This window comes from Pseudomonas sp. ChxA, assembly GCF_030263855.1.
GTDB classification, from domain to species: Bacteria; Pseudomonadota; Gammaproteobacteria; order Pseudomonadales; family Pseudomonadaceae; genus Aquipseudomonas; species Aquipseudomonas fluorescens_CB.
The window spans coordinates 1069642-1085287 of the sequence record NZ_JARPMK010000002.1 but is presented as its reverse complement, the minus strand read 5'-3'; the positions used below and the strand labels follow the sequence as shown (position 1 = coordinate 1085287).

Below are 15646 nucleotides of genomic sequence, written 5' to 3'. Positions count from 1 at the left end.
CCGCTATACGTCAAATAAGCGGGCTACCGATAATGGCGGCACGTTATTTATTCAAATAACACCGTGCTGAAACTGTCGGGAGTTGTGAACCATGATTGATGAGATTCAAGCGTTTCTGAACGATTACTTTAGTGTGCTGCAAACCCAGGACTTGAATAAGTTCGATCAAGTCTTTCATCGTGGCTGCGTGTTATACAGCGCACAGAACTCGAGCGTGGTCGTGCGGCCGTTCGATGAATACCGGGCCATGGTTCAAGGCCGTAAATCGCCGCAGGAAGGCAGTTTCCCACAGCTTGATGAAGTATTGATGATTGACGTGATGTCGCCGGAAATGGCCATCGTCAAAGTGCGTTTGCGCTTGTTCAATAACGTGATGGTTGATTATTTGAACCTGATGAAAGTTGACGGTCGCTGGATGATCTTCGCCAAGCTTTTTCATAAAGCCGGTGAAGTGGCTGAGCAATAAGCGGCTGCCTGGATGCAAAAACGCCCCGACTAATCGGGGCGTTTTTGTTAGCGTCGAAAACTCAGCGGTTGCGGGTCAGCAACGCAGGTTTTTCACCACGAGGGCGGCCTGGCAGTTGGTCCAACTGCTCAGGTGTCGGGAAGCGATCCGCTTTCGACTCCTTGTGGATAATTTTCGGCGCCGGGCCACCGCGCGGGTTCTGCACGGCGGGTTCCGACAAGCGTGGCTGGTCGTCACGGGCCGGGCGGCGGTTGTTGCTGCGTGAGTCTTCACGACGAGCTTGGCCGTCACGGGGTGCGCCATTGCGCGGGCCGTTGCGCTTGGCAGGTGGCGTACCGGTGGTACCGCCGCTGCTGTTGCGCGGGCCATTTTGACGACCGCCCTGTGGCTGGCCGCCACGTGGAGCGCTTGTACCTGCGCCTGCACCCGCGCCCTGTGCCGGGGCACCTGGACGGCGGCCACGGCCCTGGGCCGGCTTGGCTTGGGGCACGTAGTCAACGCGGTTACCGAAGTTATCCACATCGTCGTCGAGGAACTCGTCCGGAGCGCGGTCGGCGGCGCGTGGTGGCTGGCTCGGCTGGCGCTGTTCGCGGGCCGGGGTGCCTTCACGAGGCTTCTGCTCACGGGCTGGGCGTTCGCCACGGCCGTTGGTAGGCGCTTTTTCCTTGCCGCCTTTGTCTTTGCCCTTGTCGCGACGGCCACCGCCACCACCGCCGCCGTTCGGGCCATCGCCCTTCGGACCGCGTGGGTTGCGTGGGTTACGTACGTCCGGACGCTCGCGCGCTTCAGGCTTTTCGGCCTCCACGGCGCTGGCATCGAAGCCCATCAGGTCGCCGTCGGCGATTTTCTGCTTGGTCATGCGCTCGATGCTTTTCAGCAGTTTTTCTTCGTCCGGAGCGACCAGGGAAATGGCCTCGCCCGAACGACCGGCACGGCCGGTACGGCCGATACGGTGCACGTAATCTTCATCGACGTTCGGCAGCTCGAAGTTGACCACGTGTGGCAATTGGTCGATATCCAGGCCGCGTGCGGCGATATCGGTGGCGACCAGGATGCGCACAGTGCCGGCCTTGAAATCGGCCAGGGCTTTGGTGCGCGCGTTCTGGCTCTTGTTACCGTGGATGGCGACGGCGGTGAGGCCGTGTTTGTCCAGGTACTCGGCCAGGCGGTTGGCGCCGTGCTTGGTGCGGGTAAACACCAGCACCTGCTCCCACGCGCCGTGGGTGATCAGGTGCGCCAGCAGCGAACGCTTGTGGCTGGCGGCCAGGCGGAATACGCGTTGCTCGATGCGCTCGACCGTGGTGTTCGGCGGCGTGACTTCGATGCGTTCCGGGTTGTGCAGCAGCTTGCCGGCCAGGGCGGTGATGTCCTGGGAGAACGTTGCCGAGAACAGCAGATTTTGACGTTTGGCCGGCAGGCGGGCGAGGACCTTTTTCACGTCATGGACAAAGCCCATGTCGAGCATGCGGTCGGCTTCGTCCAGCACGAGGATTTCCACGTGGGACAAGTCGACGCTGCCTTGGCCGCACAGGTCGAGCAAACGACCCGGGCAGGCGACCAGCACGTCAACACCACGGGACATGGCCTGAACCTGTGGGTTCATGCCGACGCCGCCGAAGATGCAGGCGCTGACGAACTTCAAGTCGCGGGCATACAGCTTGAAGCTGTCGTGCACCTGGGCGGCGAGTTCGCGGGTAGGGGTCAGGACCAGTACGCGCGGTTGGCGTGGGCCGTGACGCTGGGATTTGTCCGGGTGACCGTTGGGAAACAACCGCTCCAGAATCGGGAGGGCGAAACCACCGGTTTTACCAGTACCTGTCTGCGCCGCAACCATCAGGTCGCGACCTTGCAACACGGCGGGAATGGCCCGCTGTTGCACCGGAGTAGGCTCGGTATAGCCCGCTGCCTCGATGGCGCGGACTAAAGCCTCGGAGAGACCGAGGGAAGCAAAGGACATGAGTAATCCTGTTTTAGTTAGGGCTTGGCCCAAAGGGATAATCTTGCCGGGCGTGAATGGCGCTTAGGGGAGCGCAACCCCGTCCGGTCCTGCTGCGTCTGGCGGGCACTCCACCGGCTCGCGCGGGCTGAAAGCTGCGCAGTAGCTGGGTTAGGTGCCTTTTTCAAGACCTCAGCGGCCGGGCGTGAGCCTGGCGGAAAGGCCGGAGTATAACAGAGCAATCACGGCGCGCCGCTTTCCTGCTGCTCAACGGTGTGTTCAGGGGCGGTATTGGCTTGGATTCCGCCATATTTGGCGCTTAAGGCTGCGTAGGCAGGCTCTTGCTTGAAGCGCTTGAGCTCGGCGGCAAAGCGTTGCACCAGCAGGTCCATGCCGGCGCCACGGCGCACGGCTAAAAATTGCGGCTGGCGGCTGACCACCAGCGGCGCCTGGCTGACCTTGCCTTCCAGGCCCATGGCCTTGATCACATGCCGGCCGACTCGACGGTCTGTAATCACCAGGTCAATGCGGCCCAGCGACAGTTTGCCGAAGTTGGCCTCATGGCTGGGTGCCGGCTCGCGGTCGAACAGGCTGGATTCGCTGAAGGCCTCGCCATACAGATAGCCCGGCGACGTGCCGACTGTCAGCCCGCGCAAGTCATCCAGGGTTTGGGCCGGGTGAGGGCGGTCGTTGGCATAGAACAGCACGAACTCGACAGCCGACAACGGTTCGCTGGGATAAAGCAGCAAGGCGTCGCGCTCATCGCTGTGGAAAATATCCAGTGCGCCATCGGCATGGCCTTGGTCGAGCATGGCCAGGCAACGTTTCCAGGGCAAAAATTGCCATTGCACTTCCACCCCCAGGCGCTGGAACACGATCACCGTGGTTTCGTAATCCAGGCCGCGCATGCTGCCTTTGTCGTCGTACACATAAGGCGCCCAAGGCTCGGTGACAATGCGCAATTTCTCGCCGTAAGCGGTGAAGCTCAGGCAAGCGAAAAGCACAGCAGTCAACAGCTTGAGAATGACGGGCATACCCTGAGGTTACGATGCTCCTGCGCTAAAGAGAAGCTCTGGCACACGCATTCGCGGGCAAGTTGATGTAGCGCATTTAAAACCAAAAGGCCCGCGTGTGAACGAGGGCCTTGGCGTTACCAAACAAGCCTTAGCGTGGCAGCTTGAGGTTGTTCCAGATGGCCAGGCTGGGTTCAGTCTGGTTCAGGGTGTAGAAGTGCAACCCTGGTGCGCCACCTTGCAGCAATTGTTCACACATCTGCGTGATGACCTGCTCGCCGAACGCCTGGATGCTCTTGACGTCATCGCCATAAGCTTCCAGTTGCTTGCGCACCCAGCGTGGGATTTCAGCGCCGCAAGCGTCGGAGAAGCGCGCCAGCTTGCTGTAGTTGGTGATCGGCATGATGCCCGGCACGATAGGGATATTCACACCCATGGCCCGTACACGCTCGACAAAGTAGAAGTAGCTGTCGGCGTTGAAGAAGTACTGGGTGATCGCGCTGTCGGCGCCGGCATTGGCCTTGCGCACGAAGTTCTGCAAATCGTCTTCGAAATTACGCGCCTGTGGGTGCATCTCCGGGTAAGCCGCCACTTCGATATGGAAGTGATCGCCGCTTTCTTCGCGGATGAAACTCACCAGGTCATTGGCGTAGCGCAGCTCGCCGCTGGCCATGCCCATGCCGGACGGCAGGTCGCCACGCAGGGCGACGATGCGCTTGATGCCGGCTTGTTTGTATTGGGTCAGCAGGCTGCGCAGGTCGGCCTTGCTGTCGCCCACGCACGACAAGTGCGGAGCGGCGGGAACTTTGACTTCGCTTTCGAGCTGCAACACGGTGTTGATCGTGCGGTCACGGGTCGAGCCGCCGGCGCCGTAGGTGCAGGAGAAGAAGTCGGGGTTGTAGCTGGCCAACTGCTTGGCAGTCGCCATCAGTTTTTCATGCCCAGCATCGGTCTTGGTCGGGAAGAACTCGAAGCTGTAGCGACGGTCTTGGGACATGGTCGTACCTATGGAAACTCAGAATACCGGTGTGGGAGCTGGCTTGCCTGCGATAGCATCGCCTCGGTATTGCTGAAAAACCGAGGTGCCTGCATCGCGGGCAAGCCCGCTCCCACAAAAGCCAGCTCCCTTATGGCAGCTGGCACTGGGCCGATCAGTAACGGTAAGCGTGCGGCTTGAACGGACCTTCAACGGTCACGCCGATGTAGTCGGCCTGGGTCTTGGTCAGTTGAGTCACCACGCCGCCGAAGCCGCGGACCATTTCCAGGGCCACTTCTTCGTCGAGTTTCTTCGGCAGTACTTCCACGGTCAGGCGCTCGGCTTTCTGGGCCGGCGACAGATCGGCGTACTTCTGGCCGAACAGGAAGATCTGCGCCAGTACCTGGTTGGCGAACGAGCCATCCATGATGCGGCTTGGGTGGCCGGTGGCGTTGCCCAGGTTAACCAGACGGCCTTCAGCCAGCAGGATCAGATAGTCGTCGTTCTGCGGGTCGAAATCGCCAGCGCCGGTGCGGTGAACCTTGTGTACCTGCGGCTTCACTTCTTCCCATGCCCAGTTCTTGCGCATGAAAGCGGTGTCGATTTCATTGTCGAAGTGGCCGATGTTGCAGACAACAGCGCGCTTTTTCAGGGCTTTGAGCATGTTTGCGTCGCAAACATTCACGTTACCGGTCGTGGTCACGATCAGGTCGATCTTGCCCAGCAGGGCTTTGTCGATGCTCGCTTCGGTGCCGTCGTTCTGGCCGTTGATGAACGGCGAAACCACTTCGAAACCGTCCATGCACGCTTGCATGGCGCAGATCGGATCGACTTCGGAGACTTTAACGATCATGCCTTCCTGACGCAGGGACTGGGACGAACCCTTGCCCACGTCGCCGTAGCCGATCACCAGGGCTTGCTTGCCCGACAGCAGGTGGTCGGTGCCGCGCTTGATGGCATCGTTGAGGCTGTGACGGCAGCCGTACTTGTTGTCGTTCTTGCTCTTGGTCACCGAGTCGTTGACGTTGATGGCCGGGATTTTCAGCTCGCCCTTGGCCAGCATGTCCAGCAGGCGGTGTACGCCGGTGGTGGTTTCTTCGGTCACACCGTGAACGCGGTCAAGAATCTGCGGGTATTTCTTGTGCAGCAGCTCGGTCAGGTCGCCGCCGTCGTCGAGGATCATGTTGGCATCCCATGGCGCGCCATCTTTGAGGATGGTTTGCTCCAGGCACCACTCGTACTCTTCTTCGGTTTCGCCTTTCCAGGCGTATACCGCGATACCGGCAGCAGCGATAGCAGCGGCGGCCTGGTCTTGGGTCGAGAAAATGTTGCAGGACGACCAGCGTACTTCGGCACCCAGTGCAACCAGGGTTTCGATCAGCACGGCAGTCTGAATGGTCATGTGGATGCAGCCGAGGATCTTCGCGCCTTTGAGCGGCTGCTCAGCGGCGTACTTGCGGCGCAGACCCATCAGGGCTGGCATTTCGGATTCGGCGATAAAGGTTTCGCGACGGCCCCAGGCGGCGAGGGACATGTCGGCGACTTTGTAGTCGGTAAAACCTGCAGGCGTGATTACAGCGCTCATGAAGAGCCTCCATTCGTAGTGTGCGAATGGGCGCCGTTGTGCGTTTAGTATCCAGCTGGCTAACCAGGCCGGACAACGCCCCATCCGAGCCTGACAGGTTGAACCTGCTGCAGCGCCCCTCGGACAGGTGGCGGGAGAACGGTATCAATCGAAGATGACCGTTTTGAAGCGGTGGCGATTATAGCCGTGTGCGCGGCACTTCCCAAGCCTTTCTGTCGGCCAGATGAAGATCGCTGATGGGCGTGATAGACAATGCTTCATAGAGCTTGGGCCCATGCTCTGCCATGATGTTGCCCATCATTTCGCAAGACGCTTTGGAGTGACCATGAACTTCCACACCCGCAAATGGGTAAAACCCGAAGACCTCAACCCCAACGGCACCCTGTTCGGCGGCAGCCTGCTGCGCTGGATCGACGAAGAAGCGGCCATCTACGCGATTGTTCAATTGGGCAACCAGCGCGTGGTGACCAAGTACATCTCCGAAATCAACTTTGTCAGCGCCTCGCGCCAGGGCGACATCATCGAACTGGGCATCACCGCCACCGAGTTCGGCCGCACCTCGATCACCCTGACCTGTGAAGTGCGCAACAAGATCACCCGCAAAAGCATCCTCACCGTAGAGAAAATGGTCTTCGTCAACCTGGGCGAAGATGGTTTGCCGGCACCGCACGGGCGTACTGAAATCAAATATGTGAAAGACCAGTTTCAGGATGAGTAACTGCACGGCCTGCGTCAGCGGGCATTGAACGCTCGCGAATGAAGACAGGTCGTACCTGAACAGCATCCCCTTGTTCAGGTACGACCATGGCTACGCAAGCAGACGGCAAAACCCCCAACCTGTCGCAGGAAGAGCAACAGGATGTCGACGAGAACCAGCCGCCCCGCGCGGCGGTTCTGCACGAAATCATCCGCACCCAGGGCGACCAGGAACTGGAACGCAATATGGCCGCGTTGTGGTGGTCGGCGTTGGCGGCCGGCCTGACCATGGGCCTGTCATTGATGGGCATGGGCCTGCTCAACTCGCGCCTGCCGGATGGCGAAGCCTTCAAGGTGATCGCCAGCTTTGGCTATTGCGCGGGCTTTCTCGCGGTCATCCTCGCGCGTCAGCAATTGTTCACCGAAAACACCCTGACCGCTGTGCTGCCGGTGATGAGCAAGCCGACGCTGGCCAATGCCGGCCGCCTGTTGCGGTTGTGGACGGTGGTGCTGGTGGGCAACCTGTGCGGCACCTTGCTGGTGGCCTACGTGATGCTGCACCTGCCGATCTTCGACACCAAGACTGACATGGCCTTCCTCGAAATCGGCCGCAAAGTCATGGAAAACGACCCCGGCCAGATGTTCGCCAAGGGCATTATTTCCGGCTGGATGATCGCCACCATGGTGTGGATGATTCCGTCCATGGAAAGCGCGAAGATGTTAATCATTATCCTGATCACTTACCTGATGGCGCTGGGGGACTTCACCCACATCGTCGTCGGCTCGGCGGAAGTGTCGTACCTGGTGTTTGCCGGCGAATTGCCGTGGAAGGACTTTTGGCTGGTATTCGCCGGGCCAACCCTGGCGGGCAATATCATCGGCGGCAGTTTTATTTTTGCGCTGATCAGCCATGCGCAGATTCGCAGTGAGAGCAGCCTGCCGGGTAAACCCGCAGACCCGCGTCATCCCCAGCGAGTGAACAAGGACGAGTAAGCTGATTCGTCATAAATGAATGGCAAAGTCGTTGCGCGGTTTTCCATTCATGAAAGAAGGATCTTTATGCGGACTTTGCCTTTTTTGCGAGTGCGCCGTTGGTGCGTGCTGGTGCTGGCGGTGGGCGTGTTCGGTGTGGCGCAGGCCAAGGATGAGGCTGCGGATCGCTCCGTGACCATCGAAAAGCATACTCAACGCTACGTGATCAATACCGACGGCAGCTATGTGTTGGATGCCGAAAAGGTCGTGCTGATCAACGAGGAGCGGGCCATCCGGTCCAGTGCCCAGCAAGCGGTCAGTTACAATCGCTCATTGGATAGCCTGGAGATTGTCGAGGCGTTCACGCTCAAGCCCGATGGGCGCAGGGTAATGGTCACCGCGCCGCAGATCAGGGAGCAACAGGAGCAGGCCTCGGCCAATGCTCCGATGTTTCAGGATTCGCGGGTCAAGGTGGTGATTTTTCCTGATGTGGCGGTGGGGGATCGTCTGAGCTTGCGCTACAAGCGAATACGCCACACGGCACTGTTTCCTGGCGAGTTTACCGACTTCTCCACGGCGAGCTTGAGCCCCACGCTGGATTACTCCCTGATCTACGACTTGCCGGCCGACAAGCCCTTGTACGCCGAGGCCCGCGGTTTCAAAGCCTCCACTTCGGCCGCAGCGGTTGGGCGCAAAGTGTACCGATGGGACTATGTGCCGGCCGACAAAACCCGACCCGAACAAGGCGCGGTGGCCTACACCGACTATGGACAGATCCTCGCTGTTTCGACCTTTGCAACCTACAAAGACTTGGCCAGGGCTTACGAGGCGCGTGCCACAGTTGAGGTCACACCGCAAATCACCGAATTGGCGCACAGGCTCACCGCCGACCAGCCAACGTCTCGAGCTAAGGCCCTGGTGCTCAGCGATTGGGTGCGCAAGAACATCCGTTATGTGGCGGTGTACATCGACGCCGGCGGCGTGGTGCCGCACCCGGCGCAATCGGTGCTGGACAACCGTTACGGCGACTGCAAGGACCATGTGGCACTGTTGGAAGCCATGCTCAAGGCCGTCGCCATCGACAGCTCACCGGTATTGATCAACGCCGGCAATGCCTATGTTTTGCCCAAGGTGGCGGCGTTACGCGTGCTCAACCATGCGATCACCTATGTGCCAAGCCTGGACCTGTATCTGGACTCCACCGCCAGTTTCATCGCTGCCGGTTACTTGCCACTGCAGGACTTGGACAAGCCGGTGTTGTTGACGCGTACTGGCGAGTTGGCACGTACCCCGGCCACTCAACCGAGCAAGCTATCGAGTGAATTGGTGTTCAAGGTCGATGACAAGGGCGCGGCAGACTTTACGCAAACGTCCCTCGCCGAGGGTTGGCGTACCGAAGCGACGCGTTTTTGGATCAGGTCTCAGCAGCCGGCGGAGCGTGATCAGATGATCCAGAAAATGCTGCGCAGCTCAGGCCAAGCGGGCAACGGCACCCTGCAAACAGATGCGCTCGAAAGTACTGCATCCGGTTTCAACACCACGTTGGCCGGGCGCACGGAAAACCTCGTCAACGTGCCGGGGCCGATTGGTGTGCCGGCACTCAGTCGCCTGGGAAGCTATATCGCCCAGGACGTGCAGGTCCTGTCGGTAGAAAAGGAACGGGTGCAGAACTTCACCTGCTTTGCCGGCGAGAGCGTTGAAAAGGCCCGCTTCGAGTTCCCCGCTTCGTTGACTATTCTGGCGCTGCCCAAGACCGTTTCGCTCAAGGGCGCGGATGTTACCTACGACGCCAGTTATGAGCGCAGCGGCAATACCGTGCTGGTTTCCCGCACGCTTGCTTTTAACCACCCCGAAGCGGTGTGCAGCCCTGAGTGGTTCAAGAGCATGCAGCCAATGGTCGAGGCGATGTTCAACGACCTCAAAAGCCAGATCATCGTGCAGGCCCATTGATCGCAGGCGCCGGCGGCGAAATGAATTCGCCGCCGGCCTTGATCAGTGAGCCTCGGTTGGCTGCGCCGGCTCATCTTTGGTCACATGCTTGACCAGCTTGCCGATGCTCAAACCCTGCAACAGGATCGACGACAGCACCACGATGTAGGTAATGCTCAGCAGCAAGTCGCGTTCCGGGCCCAGTGGCAGGGCCAGCGCCAGTGCAACCGAGACGCCACCGCGCAAACCACCCCAGGTGAGAATGCGGATAGTGCCGCGTGGCACCGTTCGCCAGCGGCGCAGCAACAGGATCGCCGGAGCCACGGTCAGCAGGCGTGAAGCCAGGATCGCCACGGCCAGCAAGGTGGCGGCCAGTACGTGCAGCCAGTTGAACGGCAACAGCAGCAACTCCATGCCGATCAGGGCAAACAGCAGGGCGTTGAGCATGTCATCGAGCAATTCCCAGAAACCGTCGAGATAGCGGCGGGTCATGTCGTTCATGGCCAGCTTGCGGCCCAGGTTGCCGATGATCAGCCCGGCCACCACCATCGCAATCGGCGCCGAGACGTGCAGTTCGGTCGCCATTGCCGACCCGCCGATCACCAACGCCAGAGTCAGCATCACTTCGATCTGGTGTTGCTCGATGCTCTTGATCATCAGGTACACCAGGTAGCCGATCAGCCCGCCGAACACCACGCCGCCAATCGCTTCATGGGCGAACAGCATGGCCGTGGCGCCGACCGTCGGCGTTTCGCCCAGCTGTGCGATACCGAGCAGCACAGTAAACACCACCACTGCCGTGCCATCGTTGAACAGCGACTCGCCGACGATGGTGGTTTTAAGCGGCTTCGATGCGTTGGCGGTTCGCAGTACGCCCAGCACCGCAATCGGGTCGGTGGGTGAAATCAGTGCGCCGAACAGCAGGCAGTAGAGGAAGCTGACGTGCCAGCCAAACAGGGCAAAGATGTAATACGCCAGGCTGCCGATGACCACGGTGGCGATCAATACGCCGAACGTCGCCAGCAGGCCGATGGGCCAGCGATAGCTGCGCAGGTCGTTGAGGTTGACGTGCAAGGCGCCGGCGAACAGCAGGAACGACAGCATCCAGTTCATCAGCAAGTCGCCGAAGTCGATCTGGCCGATCAACTGCTGGATACGTTCTTCCAGCCCGGGGTAGCCGATAACACTCAGGCCTTGCAGGATCAGGGAAAACAACAGGGCCGTGACCATCACGCCGATGGTGGGCGGCAGGCCGATAAAACGGTAGTTCACATAGGTGAGCAGCGTGGTGAGGCAAATAAAGGCGGCGACAAGTTCAAGCATCCGAGGTCCTTGGAAGTGAGGGAAGGTCGTAATTGCTGGGATGGACCGCAACAGTGGCGGGATGTTTCAAGGCGCCGGCTAAAAGCGCGATAGAACCTTTCGGCGTGCTTCGGTTCATAGCCGGTGAGTGCGATTTTGCAGTTATAGTGCTAAAACTCTAATTTCTATTTAAAACAAAAAAAGGAATCCATGATGACGGCCGCTTTCTGGTGTGTGTTGATCGCAATATTCCTGCCTTACCTGTGTACGGGGGTGGCCAAGTTCAGCGGCGGCAAGTTCGGGCCGCGGCAGAACCACGATCCGCGCGCCTTCCTGGATACCGTCGAAGGTCTCGCCAAGCGCGCCCACAACGCCCAACTCAATAGCTTTGAAGTAACGCCTGCGTTTGCTGCGGCGGTGATCATCGCGCACCTGGCCGGTACGGCGTCGCTGGTGACCATCAATGTGCTGGCGGTGCTGTTTATCACCAGTCGGCTGCTGTACATCATTTGCTACCTGGCCGACTGGGCGATGCTGCGTTCGCTGGTGTGGTTTGCAGGGATGGCGTTGATTGCGAGTTTCTTTTTTGTCTCGATCTAGAGGTATTACGCACATTCAAGAGGGGAGCAGGCTTGTTGTGGCGAGCGGGCTTGCCCCGCGTTGGGCTGCGAAGCAGCCCTAAAACAGGCACTGAGTTCTTTCTGAAAGAACTCGTTGCTCTTATTGGGGCCGCTGCGCAGCCCAACGCGGGGCAAGCCCGCTCGCCACAAATGCCTCCACACAATTCCCTCCCACATTCGATCTTCAGCGTTATTCAAGACCCGGCTGGCGCATCCGGCACGTGCGGCAGCGCCGCGCCTTTGGGCCATAGCATCCAGATCTGCCCCTGTTGCTTCATATTCCCCGCCAGCTCGCCCGCCGCGTCACCGGTGCCCCAGAACAAGTCTGCCCGCACTTCACCCGTGATCGCACCGCCTGTGTCCTGGGCCGCGACAGGTCTTGTGATCGGTGAGCCATCGGGCTTGGTGGTCGACAGCCACAGCAGGCTGCCCAGCGGAATCACCTTACGATCCACTGCCACGCTGTAGCCGGCGGTCAATGGCACGTTCAGCGAACCGCGCGGGCCTTCGTTACTGTCGGGGCGGGCGCTGAAGAAGACGTAGCTGGGGTTGCTCGCCAACAGCTCGGGAATGCGCTGTGGGTTGGCCTTGGCCCAGGCGCTGATGGCGCCCATGGTCACGTCTTCTTTTTTCAGTTCGCCTTGCTCTACCAGCCAACGGCCGATAGGGCGGTAGGGGTAGCCATTCTGGTCACCATAACCGACGCGCAGTTGGCGCCCACCGGCCAGTTGAATGCGCCCCGAGCCCTGGATCTGCAGGAATTGCAGGTCCATCGGGTTGGTCAGCCAGGCAATCGGCTTGGCGGTGGAGCCTTGGCTGTTGAGGGTGCTGGCATCGTCATAGGGCTTGAGCACGCGGCCCTCGAGGCGGCCGCGCAGGCGCTTGCCCTTGAGTTCCGGGTAGATGCTTTCCAGGTTGACGATGATCAGGTCATCCGGCACGCCGTACACCGGTACATGGGCAGTGGCGGTTTCGGTCAGGCTGCCGGGGTAGACCGGCTCGTAGTAACCGGTGATCAGGCCATTGGGTGTGTTGTCGGCCGAGCGCAGGCCGAACACATCCAGGCGCTCCTTGAGAAAACCGCGCACGGCCACGGCATCGCCCGGTACGCTTGCGGCGGCGGCACAGGTCGCGCCCCATACCGGATCAGCTTTGAGGCGTTGGCAGGCACTGCGCCAGGATTCAAACCCGGCCAGCAGGTCGCTGTCGGACACCGCCGGCAGTGCTTCCCACGGCGCACTTACATAGGTGGCGACCGCATGAGGCTTGGCCGCTTGATCTTTTTTGTCGGCGTCTTTGCCGCCATCGCAACCGGCCAACAGCGCGACCATCGGCAGAGCCCACACCATTCGGCGGCTCCAGCGTTTCAAGGTGACATTCATGCACGTAATTCCTGAAGCGGTTGCCTGCGCCGCAGCGCGTTCGGGCAACCCTTATTATTAATAGGGCTATTGGTCTTTGCGGGCAGGGCGAGGATACTGGCCGCCGTTTCCCGTGACCTTGAAGCCATCATGACTTTTAAAAAGCTGACCGTGGTATTGCTGGCCTGCCTGACCTTGTCCGCCTGCGGCGGTGTCGATCCGAATTCGCCGCTGGGCCAACGCAAGGCCATCTTCAAGCAGATGCTCAAGACCGGCGAAGACCTGGGTGGCATGCTGCGTGGGCGTATCCCGTTCGACGGCGCGAAGTTCGCCGAAGGCGCGGTCAAGCTCGATGCTTTGTCCCACGAACCGTGGAAGCATTTCCCGAGCGTGCGTGAGGAAGATCACACCAGCGCCAAGGACACGGTGTGGCAACAGCAGGCACGCTTTCAGGAGCTGGCCCGAAACCTTGAAGCGGCCACCGGTGAATTGGTGATCGCAAGCCAGGTGCAGCCCTACAAGGCCAGCAACCTGGGGCCTGCGGTGCAGAAAGTCGAAGATGCCTGCACGGCCTGCCATAAACAGTTTCGCGACCACTGACCGGTTTTACTTGTCGAGTTCGTCGACGGCCTCCTGCAGTTCTTTGCGTGACTGAGCGAGCTTGTCTTTGCGTTTGTTGATCTTGTCGGCATCGCCTTTTTTCATCGCCTTGTCGAGGTCGGCCTGACGGCGGCTGACTTCGTGCTTGGCGTCGAGCACCTTGTTCTCGCGTTCTTTGCGCAAGGATGCGTCGGTGCAGTGGGCGGTGACTTCGCTCAGGGCTTTTTCCAGGCCGGCTTGTTGTGCGCTGTTGTCATGGGCCTTGGCTTGTTCGATTTGTGCGCTGATGGCCTGGCGCTTGGCGGCGCAGCCGGTAAGTTCCGGCACTTCTTCGGCGGCTAGCAGCGGCATGCTCGCCAGGCTTACGGTGGTCAACAAGGCAAGTGGGGCTAGAAATTTCATGTGAGGCTCCAAGGTCGCAATCGGATGGCAGGGTGAATTCTGCCGGGGGTAAAAGTGGTCGGGTTGGGCTTAAAATCCGTCAATTCCGGCCACACGTAATGTTTCAGCTAACGCTTGTACTTGCGGGTCGCGAAAAAAAGCGCTCAATTGCGCCGCGCGGCCCGGGCCAATGCCATCGGTGGTCAGCCAGGCTTGAGTGTCTCTGGCGGCCAAGGCTTGCCAGCCGCCCTCCAGATCGCTACGTGCCGACGGCGGCACGCCCAGGGCCTTGAGCCATTGTGCAAAGGGCCGTTGCCGCGCGCTTTGCAGGCTGTCGAGCACCCGCGCACGGCGGCGATCACCGAAGCCGTCAATGTTAGCAAGCTCTGCCGCATCCAGGGTTAACCAATCGAGAATGCCTGCGATTAGACCGGCCTGGATCAATGCGTTCCAGGTCTCGCGGCCCATATAGGGCAGGGCCAGGCCCTGGTTGCTGCTCAGCCAGGTCAGGCGCGCGAGCAATTGCTCCTCGCAGCCAGGGTCCAGTTGCCAGCAACTCAAGGCGTGGAAGTTGCGCGCGTCGGGCACTTGCACTGCCACTCTGGTCTCGTTGCGCAGGATCACTTGCTCCAGTCGCGGAATCACTTGGCCGGCAAGGCTGATGGAGACCTGATCGCCGGGGCGGATGTCCAACGCATGCCAGTGCTTCAAGGAGCCGACGCTGACGCGGCGGATTTGCCGATCGTCCAGCCGCACCGACTCCAGTTCCAGAATGGGGGTGATGCGCCCCGTGCGGCCGATCTTGAACTGCACCTTGCGCACCAGCGCCAAGGCCCTGGTTACCGGGTACTTCCAGGCCACCGCCCAGTAAGGCGCGCTGGCTTGCCAGCGGTTGGCGGGCGCGCGCAGGGCCTGGTGCAATACCACACCATCGCTGGCAAAGGGCAGCGGATGGTTGTACCAGTAACTGCGCCAATGCGCGGCTTCAGTGAGGTTTTGCACGGGGTGGCTGTAGCGTTGGCTATCGGTGAAGCCCCAGCGTGCCAAGGTGGCCAGGCGCGTGCTGAAGTCTGCCGGGCCGTCGGGCCAGGCCCAAACGAACAGCCCGATCCTGGCGGCCTCGGCCTCACTTAACTGCCGGCGATTCATCAGCCCGGCCACTTTGCTGCGGGCGCTGAGCCCGCCGTGTTCGGACTGCACATGATCGTCAAGGCGCCAATAGAGTTCGCCTTGCAGCACCAGGTCGATGGGCTCGGGCAATTGCTGGACAATGCCTTGGATCTTGTGCGCGGTGGCTGTCCAATCCTGACCGAGCAGGCCGTCACCACGGCTGATGAGCTGGCTCAGGCGGCCTTTGCGGTACACCAGCGTCACTGCAACGCCGTCGACCTTGGGTTGCACCCAGACGCCCTGGCGTGTCTTGAACCACTCGCCCACGGCCTCTTCATCCACCAGCTTTTCCAGGCCGGTATGAGCGACTGGATGTGGCTGTGTGCCGCGCGCACCAGCCAGCGGGTTGTCCGCCGTCGACGGCGTTGGTGCAAAACACGCCTGCCACCGCGCCAGGCGCTGGCGCGCTTGGTCGTATAGCTCGTCGCTGACCGGAGATTGACCGAGCCGGTGGTAACTGTCATCCCATAGCTTGATCTGTTCCGTCAGGGTGCCGACCTGTGAGCGTGCCTCGTCGGGGCAGTCTTCGGCCCAGGCCAGAAACGCCAGGGCGCTGAGTACAAGGGCAATCAGTAAACGCATGATGAGCATCCGTGCTCGGAAGGGGCGCCCAGCCTAAGTGATCCAGGCGGGCACAAA

At 60.5% G+C, this 15646-nt stretch carries 14 protein-coding genes and 1 riboswitch; of the genes, 6 read left to right on the top strand and 8 right to left on the bottom strand.

Annotated features, from left to right (window positions below):
* Window positions 1–91 precede the first annotated feature (91 nt).
* Entirely contained in the window at window positions 92–466 is a 375-nt protein-coding gene (locus P5706_RS30720) for a nuclear transport factor 2 family protein (protein WP_285684104.1), read from the top strand.
* A gap of 61 nt (window positions 467–527) precedes the next feature.
* On the opposite strand, the gene rhlE2 is transcribed toward P5706_RS30720, so the two are convergent.
* The 4 genes from rhlE2 to ahcY form a co-directional block, all read right to left on the bottom strand.
* Window positions 528–2423, bottom strand: coding sequence for an RNA helicase RhlE2 (gene rhlE2 / locus P5706_RS30715; protein ID WP_285684102.1), 1896 nt, complete (start codon window positions 2421–2423; stop codon window positions 528–530).
* Window positions 2424–2644: 221 nt separating this feature from the next.
* Window positions 2645–3436 (bottom strand): substrate-binding periplasmic protein, encoded by a 792-nt coding sequence (locus tag P5706_RS30710; RefSeq protein WP_285684100.1) that lies wholly within the window; start codon window positions 3434–3436, stop codon window positions 2645–2647.
* A gap of 130 nt (window positions 3437–3566) precedes the next feature.
* Window positions 3567–4412, bottom strand: coding sequence for a methylenetetrahydrofolate reductase [NAD(P)H] (metF, locus tag P5706_RS30705; RefSeq protein ID WP_017139413.1), 846 nt, complete (start codon window positions 4410–4412; stop codon window positions 3567–3569).
* Window positions 4413–4566: 154 nt separating this feature from the next.
* Window positions 4567–5976, bottom strand: coding sequence for an adenosylhomocysteinase (ahcY, locus tag P5706_RS30700; RefSeq protein WP_017139412.1), 1410 nt, complete (start codon window positions 5974–5976; stop codon window positions 4567–4569).
* A 21-nt stretch (window positions 5977–5997) separates the two neighbouring features.
* Window positions 5998–6103: riboswitch (S-adenosyl-L-homocysteine riboswitch) on the bottom strand.
* A gap of 198 nt (window positions 6104–6301) precedes the next feature.
* Here ahcY and P5706_RS30695 point away from each other — a divergent pair.
* The 3 genes from P5706_RS30695 to P5706_RS30685 all read left to right on the top strand — a co-directional run bounded on the left by P5706_RS30695 (window position 6302) and on the right by P5706_RS30685 (window position 9594).
* Window positions 6302–6694: an acyl-CoA thioesterase gene (locus tag P5706_RS30695; RefSeq protein ID WP_016977737.1), complete on the top strand. Its 393-nt coding sequence runs from the start codon at window positions 6302–6304 to the stop codon at window positions 6692–6694.
* 86 nt (window positions 6695–6780) lie between these two features.
* Window positions 6781–7665 (top strand): formate/nitrite transporter family protein, encoded by an 885-nt coding sequence (locus tag P5706_RS30690; protein WP_285684094.1) that lies wholly within the window; start codon window positions 6781–6783, stop codon window positions 7663–7665.
* A gap of 66 nt (window positions 7666–7731) precedes the next feature.
* Window positions 7732–9594 carry a DUF3857 domain-containing transglutaminase family protein gene (locus P5706_RS30685; protein WP_285684093.1) on the top strand — a complete coding sequence of 621 codons (1863 nt, stop codon included), beginning with the start codon at window positions 7732–7734 and terminating at the stop codon, window positions 9592–9594.
* 42 nt (window positions 9595–9636) lie between these two features.
* On the opposite strand, the gene P5706_RS30680 is transcribed toward P5706_RS30685, so the two are convergent.
* Window positions 9637–10896 carry a cation:proton antiporter gene (locus P5706_RS30680; protein WP_285684092.1) on the bottom strand — a complete coding sequence of 420 codons (1260 nt, stop codon included), beginning with the start codon at window positions 10894–10896 and terminating at the stop codon, window positions 9637–9639.
* 192 nt (window positions 10897–11088) lie between these two features.
* Between P5706_RS30680 and P5706_RS30675 the strand changes: the two genes are divergently transcribed.
* Window positions 11089–11475 carry an MAPEG family protein gene (locus tag P5706_RS30675; protein ID WP_200430407.1) on the top strand — a complete coding sequence of 129 codons (387 nt, stop codon included), beginning with the start codon at window positions 11089–11091 and terminating at the stop codon, window positions 11473–11475.
* A 214-nt stretch (window positions 11476–11689) separates the two neighbouring features.
* Here the strand turns inward: P5706_RS30675 and mltA are convergent, their stop codons facing one another.
* On the bottom strand, window positions 11690–12877 hold the full coding sequence (mltA, locus tag P5706_RS30670; RefSeq protein ID WP_200430406.1) for a murein transglycosylase A: 1188 nt from the start codon (window positions 12875–12877) through the stop codon (window positions 11690–11692).
* Between the two features lie 129 nt (window positions 12878–13006).
* On the opposite strand from mltA, the gene P5706_RS30665 reads away from it, so the two are divergent.
* Entirely contained in the window at window positions 13007–13456 is a 450-nt protein-coding gene (locus tag P5706_RS30665) for a c-type cytochrome (RefSeq protein WP_056857735.1), read from the top strand.
* A 6-nt stretch (window positions 13457–13462) separates the two neighbouring features.
* Here the strand turns inward: P5706_RS30665 and P5706_RS30660 are convergent, their stop codons facing one another.
* On the bottom strand, window positions 13463–13858 hold the full coding sequence (locus P5706_RS30660) for a DUF1090 domain-containing protein (protein WP_200430405.1): 396 nt from the start codon (window positions 13856–13858) through the stop codon (window positions 13463–13465).
* 69 nt (window positions 13859–13927) lie between these two features.
* Window positions 13928–15589 carry an NAD-dependent DNA ligase LigB gene (gene ligB, locus P5706_RS30655; protein WP_200430404.1) on the bottom strand — a complete coding sequence of 554 codons (1662 nt, stop codon included), beginning with the start codon at window positions 15587–15589 and terminating at the stop codon, window positions 13928–13930.
* Window positions 15590–15646 lie beyond the last annotated feature (57 nt).

What these genes read in the sequence shown, in the direction of transcription:
- ligB (WP_200430404.1), bottom strand. Translation starts at nt 15,589, where the DNA reads ATGCGTTTACTGATTGCCCTTGTACTCAGCGCCCTGGCGTTTCTGGCC.
- rhlE2 (WP_285684102.1), bottom strand. Translation starts at nt 2,423, where the DNA reads ATGTCCTTTGCTTCCCTCGGTCTCTCCGAGGCTTTAGTCCGCGCCATC.
- P5706_RS30660 (WP_200430405.1), bottom strand. Translation starts at nt 13,858, where the DNA reads ATGAAATTTCTAGCCCCACTTGCCTTGTTGACCACCGTAAGCCTGGCG.
- P5706_RS30685 (WP_285684093.1), top strand. Translation starts at nt 7,732, where the DNA reads ATGCGGACTTTGCCTTTTTTGCGAGTGCGCCGTTGGTGCGTGCTGGTG.
- P5706_RS30665 (WP_056857735.1), top strand. Translation starts at nt 13,007, where the DNA reads ATGACTTTTAAAAAGCTGACCGTGGTATTGCTGGCCTGCCTGACCTTG.
- P5706_RS30675 (WP_200430407.1), top strand. Translation starts at nt 11,089, where the DNA reads ATGACGGCCGCTTTCTGGTGTGTGTTGATCGCAATATTCCTGCCTTAC.
- P5706_RS30695 (WP_016977737.1), top strand. Translation starts at nt 6,302, where the DNA reads ATGAACTTCCACACCCGCAAATGGGTAAAACCCGAAGACCTCAACCCC.
- metF (WP_017139413.1), bottom strand. Translation starts at nt 4,412, where the DNA reads ATGTCCCAAGACCGTCGCTACAGCTTCGAGTTCTTCCCGACCAAGACC.
- P5706_RS30720 (WP_285684104.1), top strand. Translation starts at nt 92, where the DNA reads ATGATTGATGAGATTCAAGCGTTTCTGAACGATTACTTTAGTGTGCTG.
- P5706_RS30680 (WP_285684092.1), bottom strand. Translation starts at nt 10,896, where the DNA reads ATGCTTGAACTTGTCGCCGCCTTTATTTGCCTCACCACGCTGCTCACC.
- ahcY (WP_017139412.1), bottom strand. Translation starts at nt 5,976, where the DNA reads ATGAGCGCTGTAATCACGCCTGCAGGTTTTACCGACTACAAAGTCGCC.
- P5706_RS30690 (WP_285684094.1), top strand. Translation starts at nt 6,781, where the DNA reads ATGGCTACGCAAGCAGACGGCAAAACCCCCAACCTGTCGCAGGAAGAG.
- P5706_RS30710 (WP_285684100.1), bottom strand. Translation starts at nt 3,436, where the DNA reads ATGCCCGTCATTCTCAAGCTGTTGACTGCTGTGCTTTTCGCTTGCCTG.
- mltA (WP_200430406.1), bottom strand. Translation starts at nt 12,877, where the DNA reads ATGAATGTCACCTTGAAACGCTGGAGCCGCCGAATGGTGTGGGCTCTG.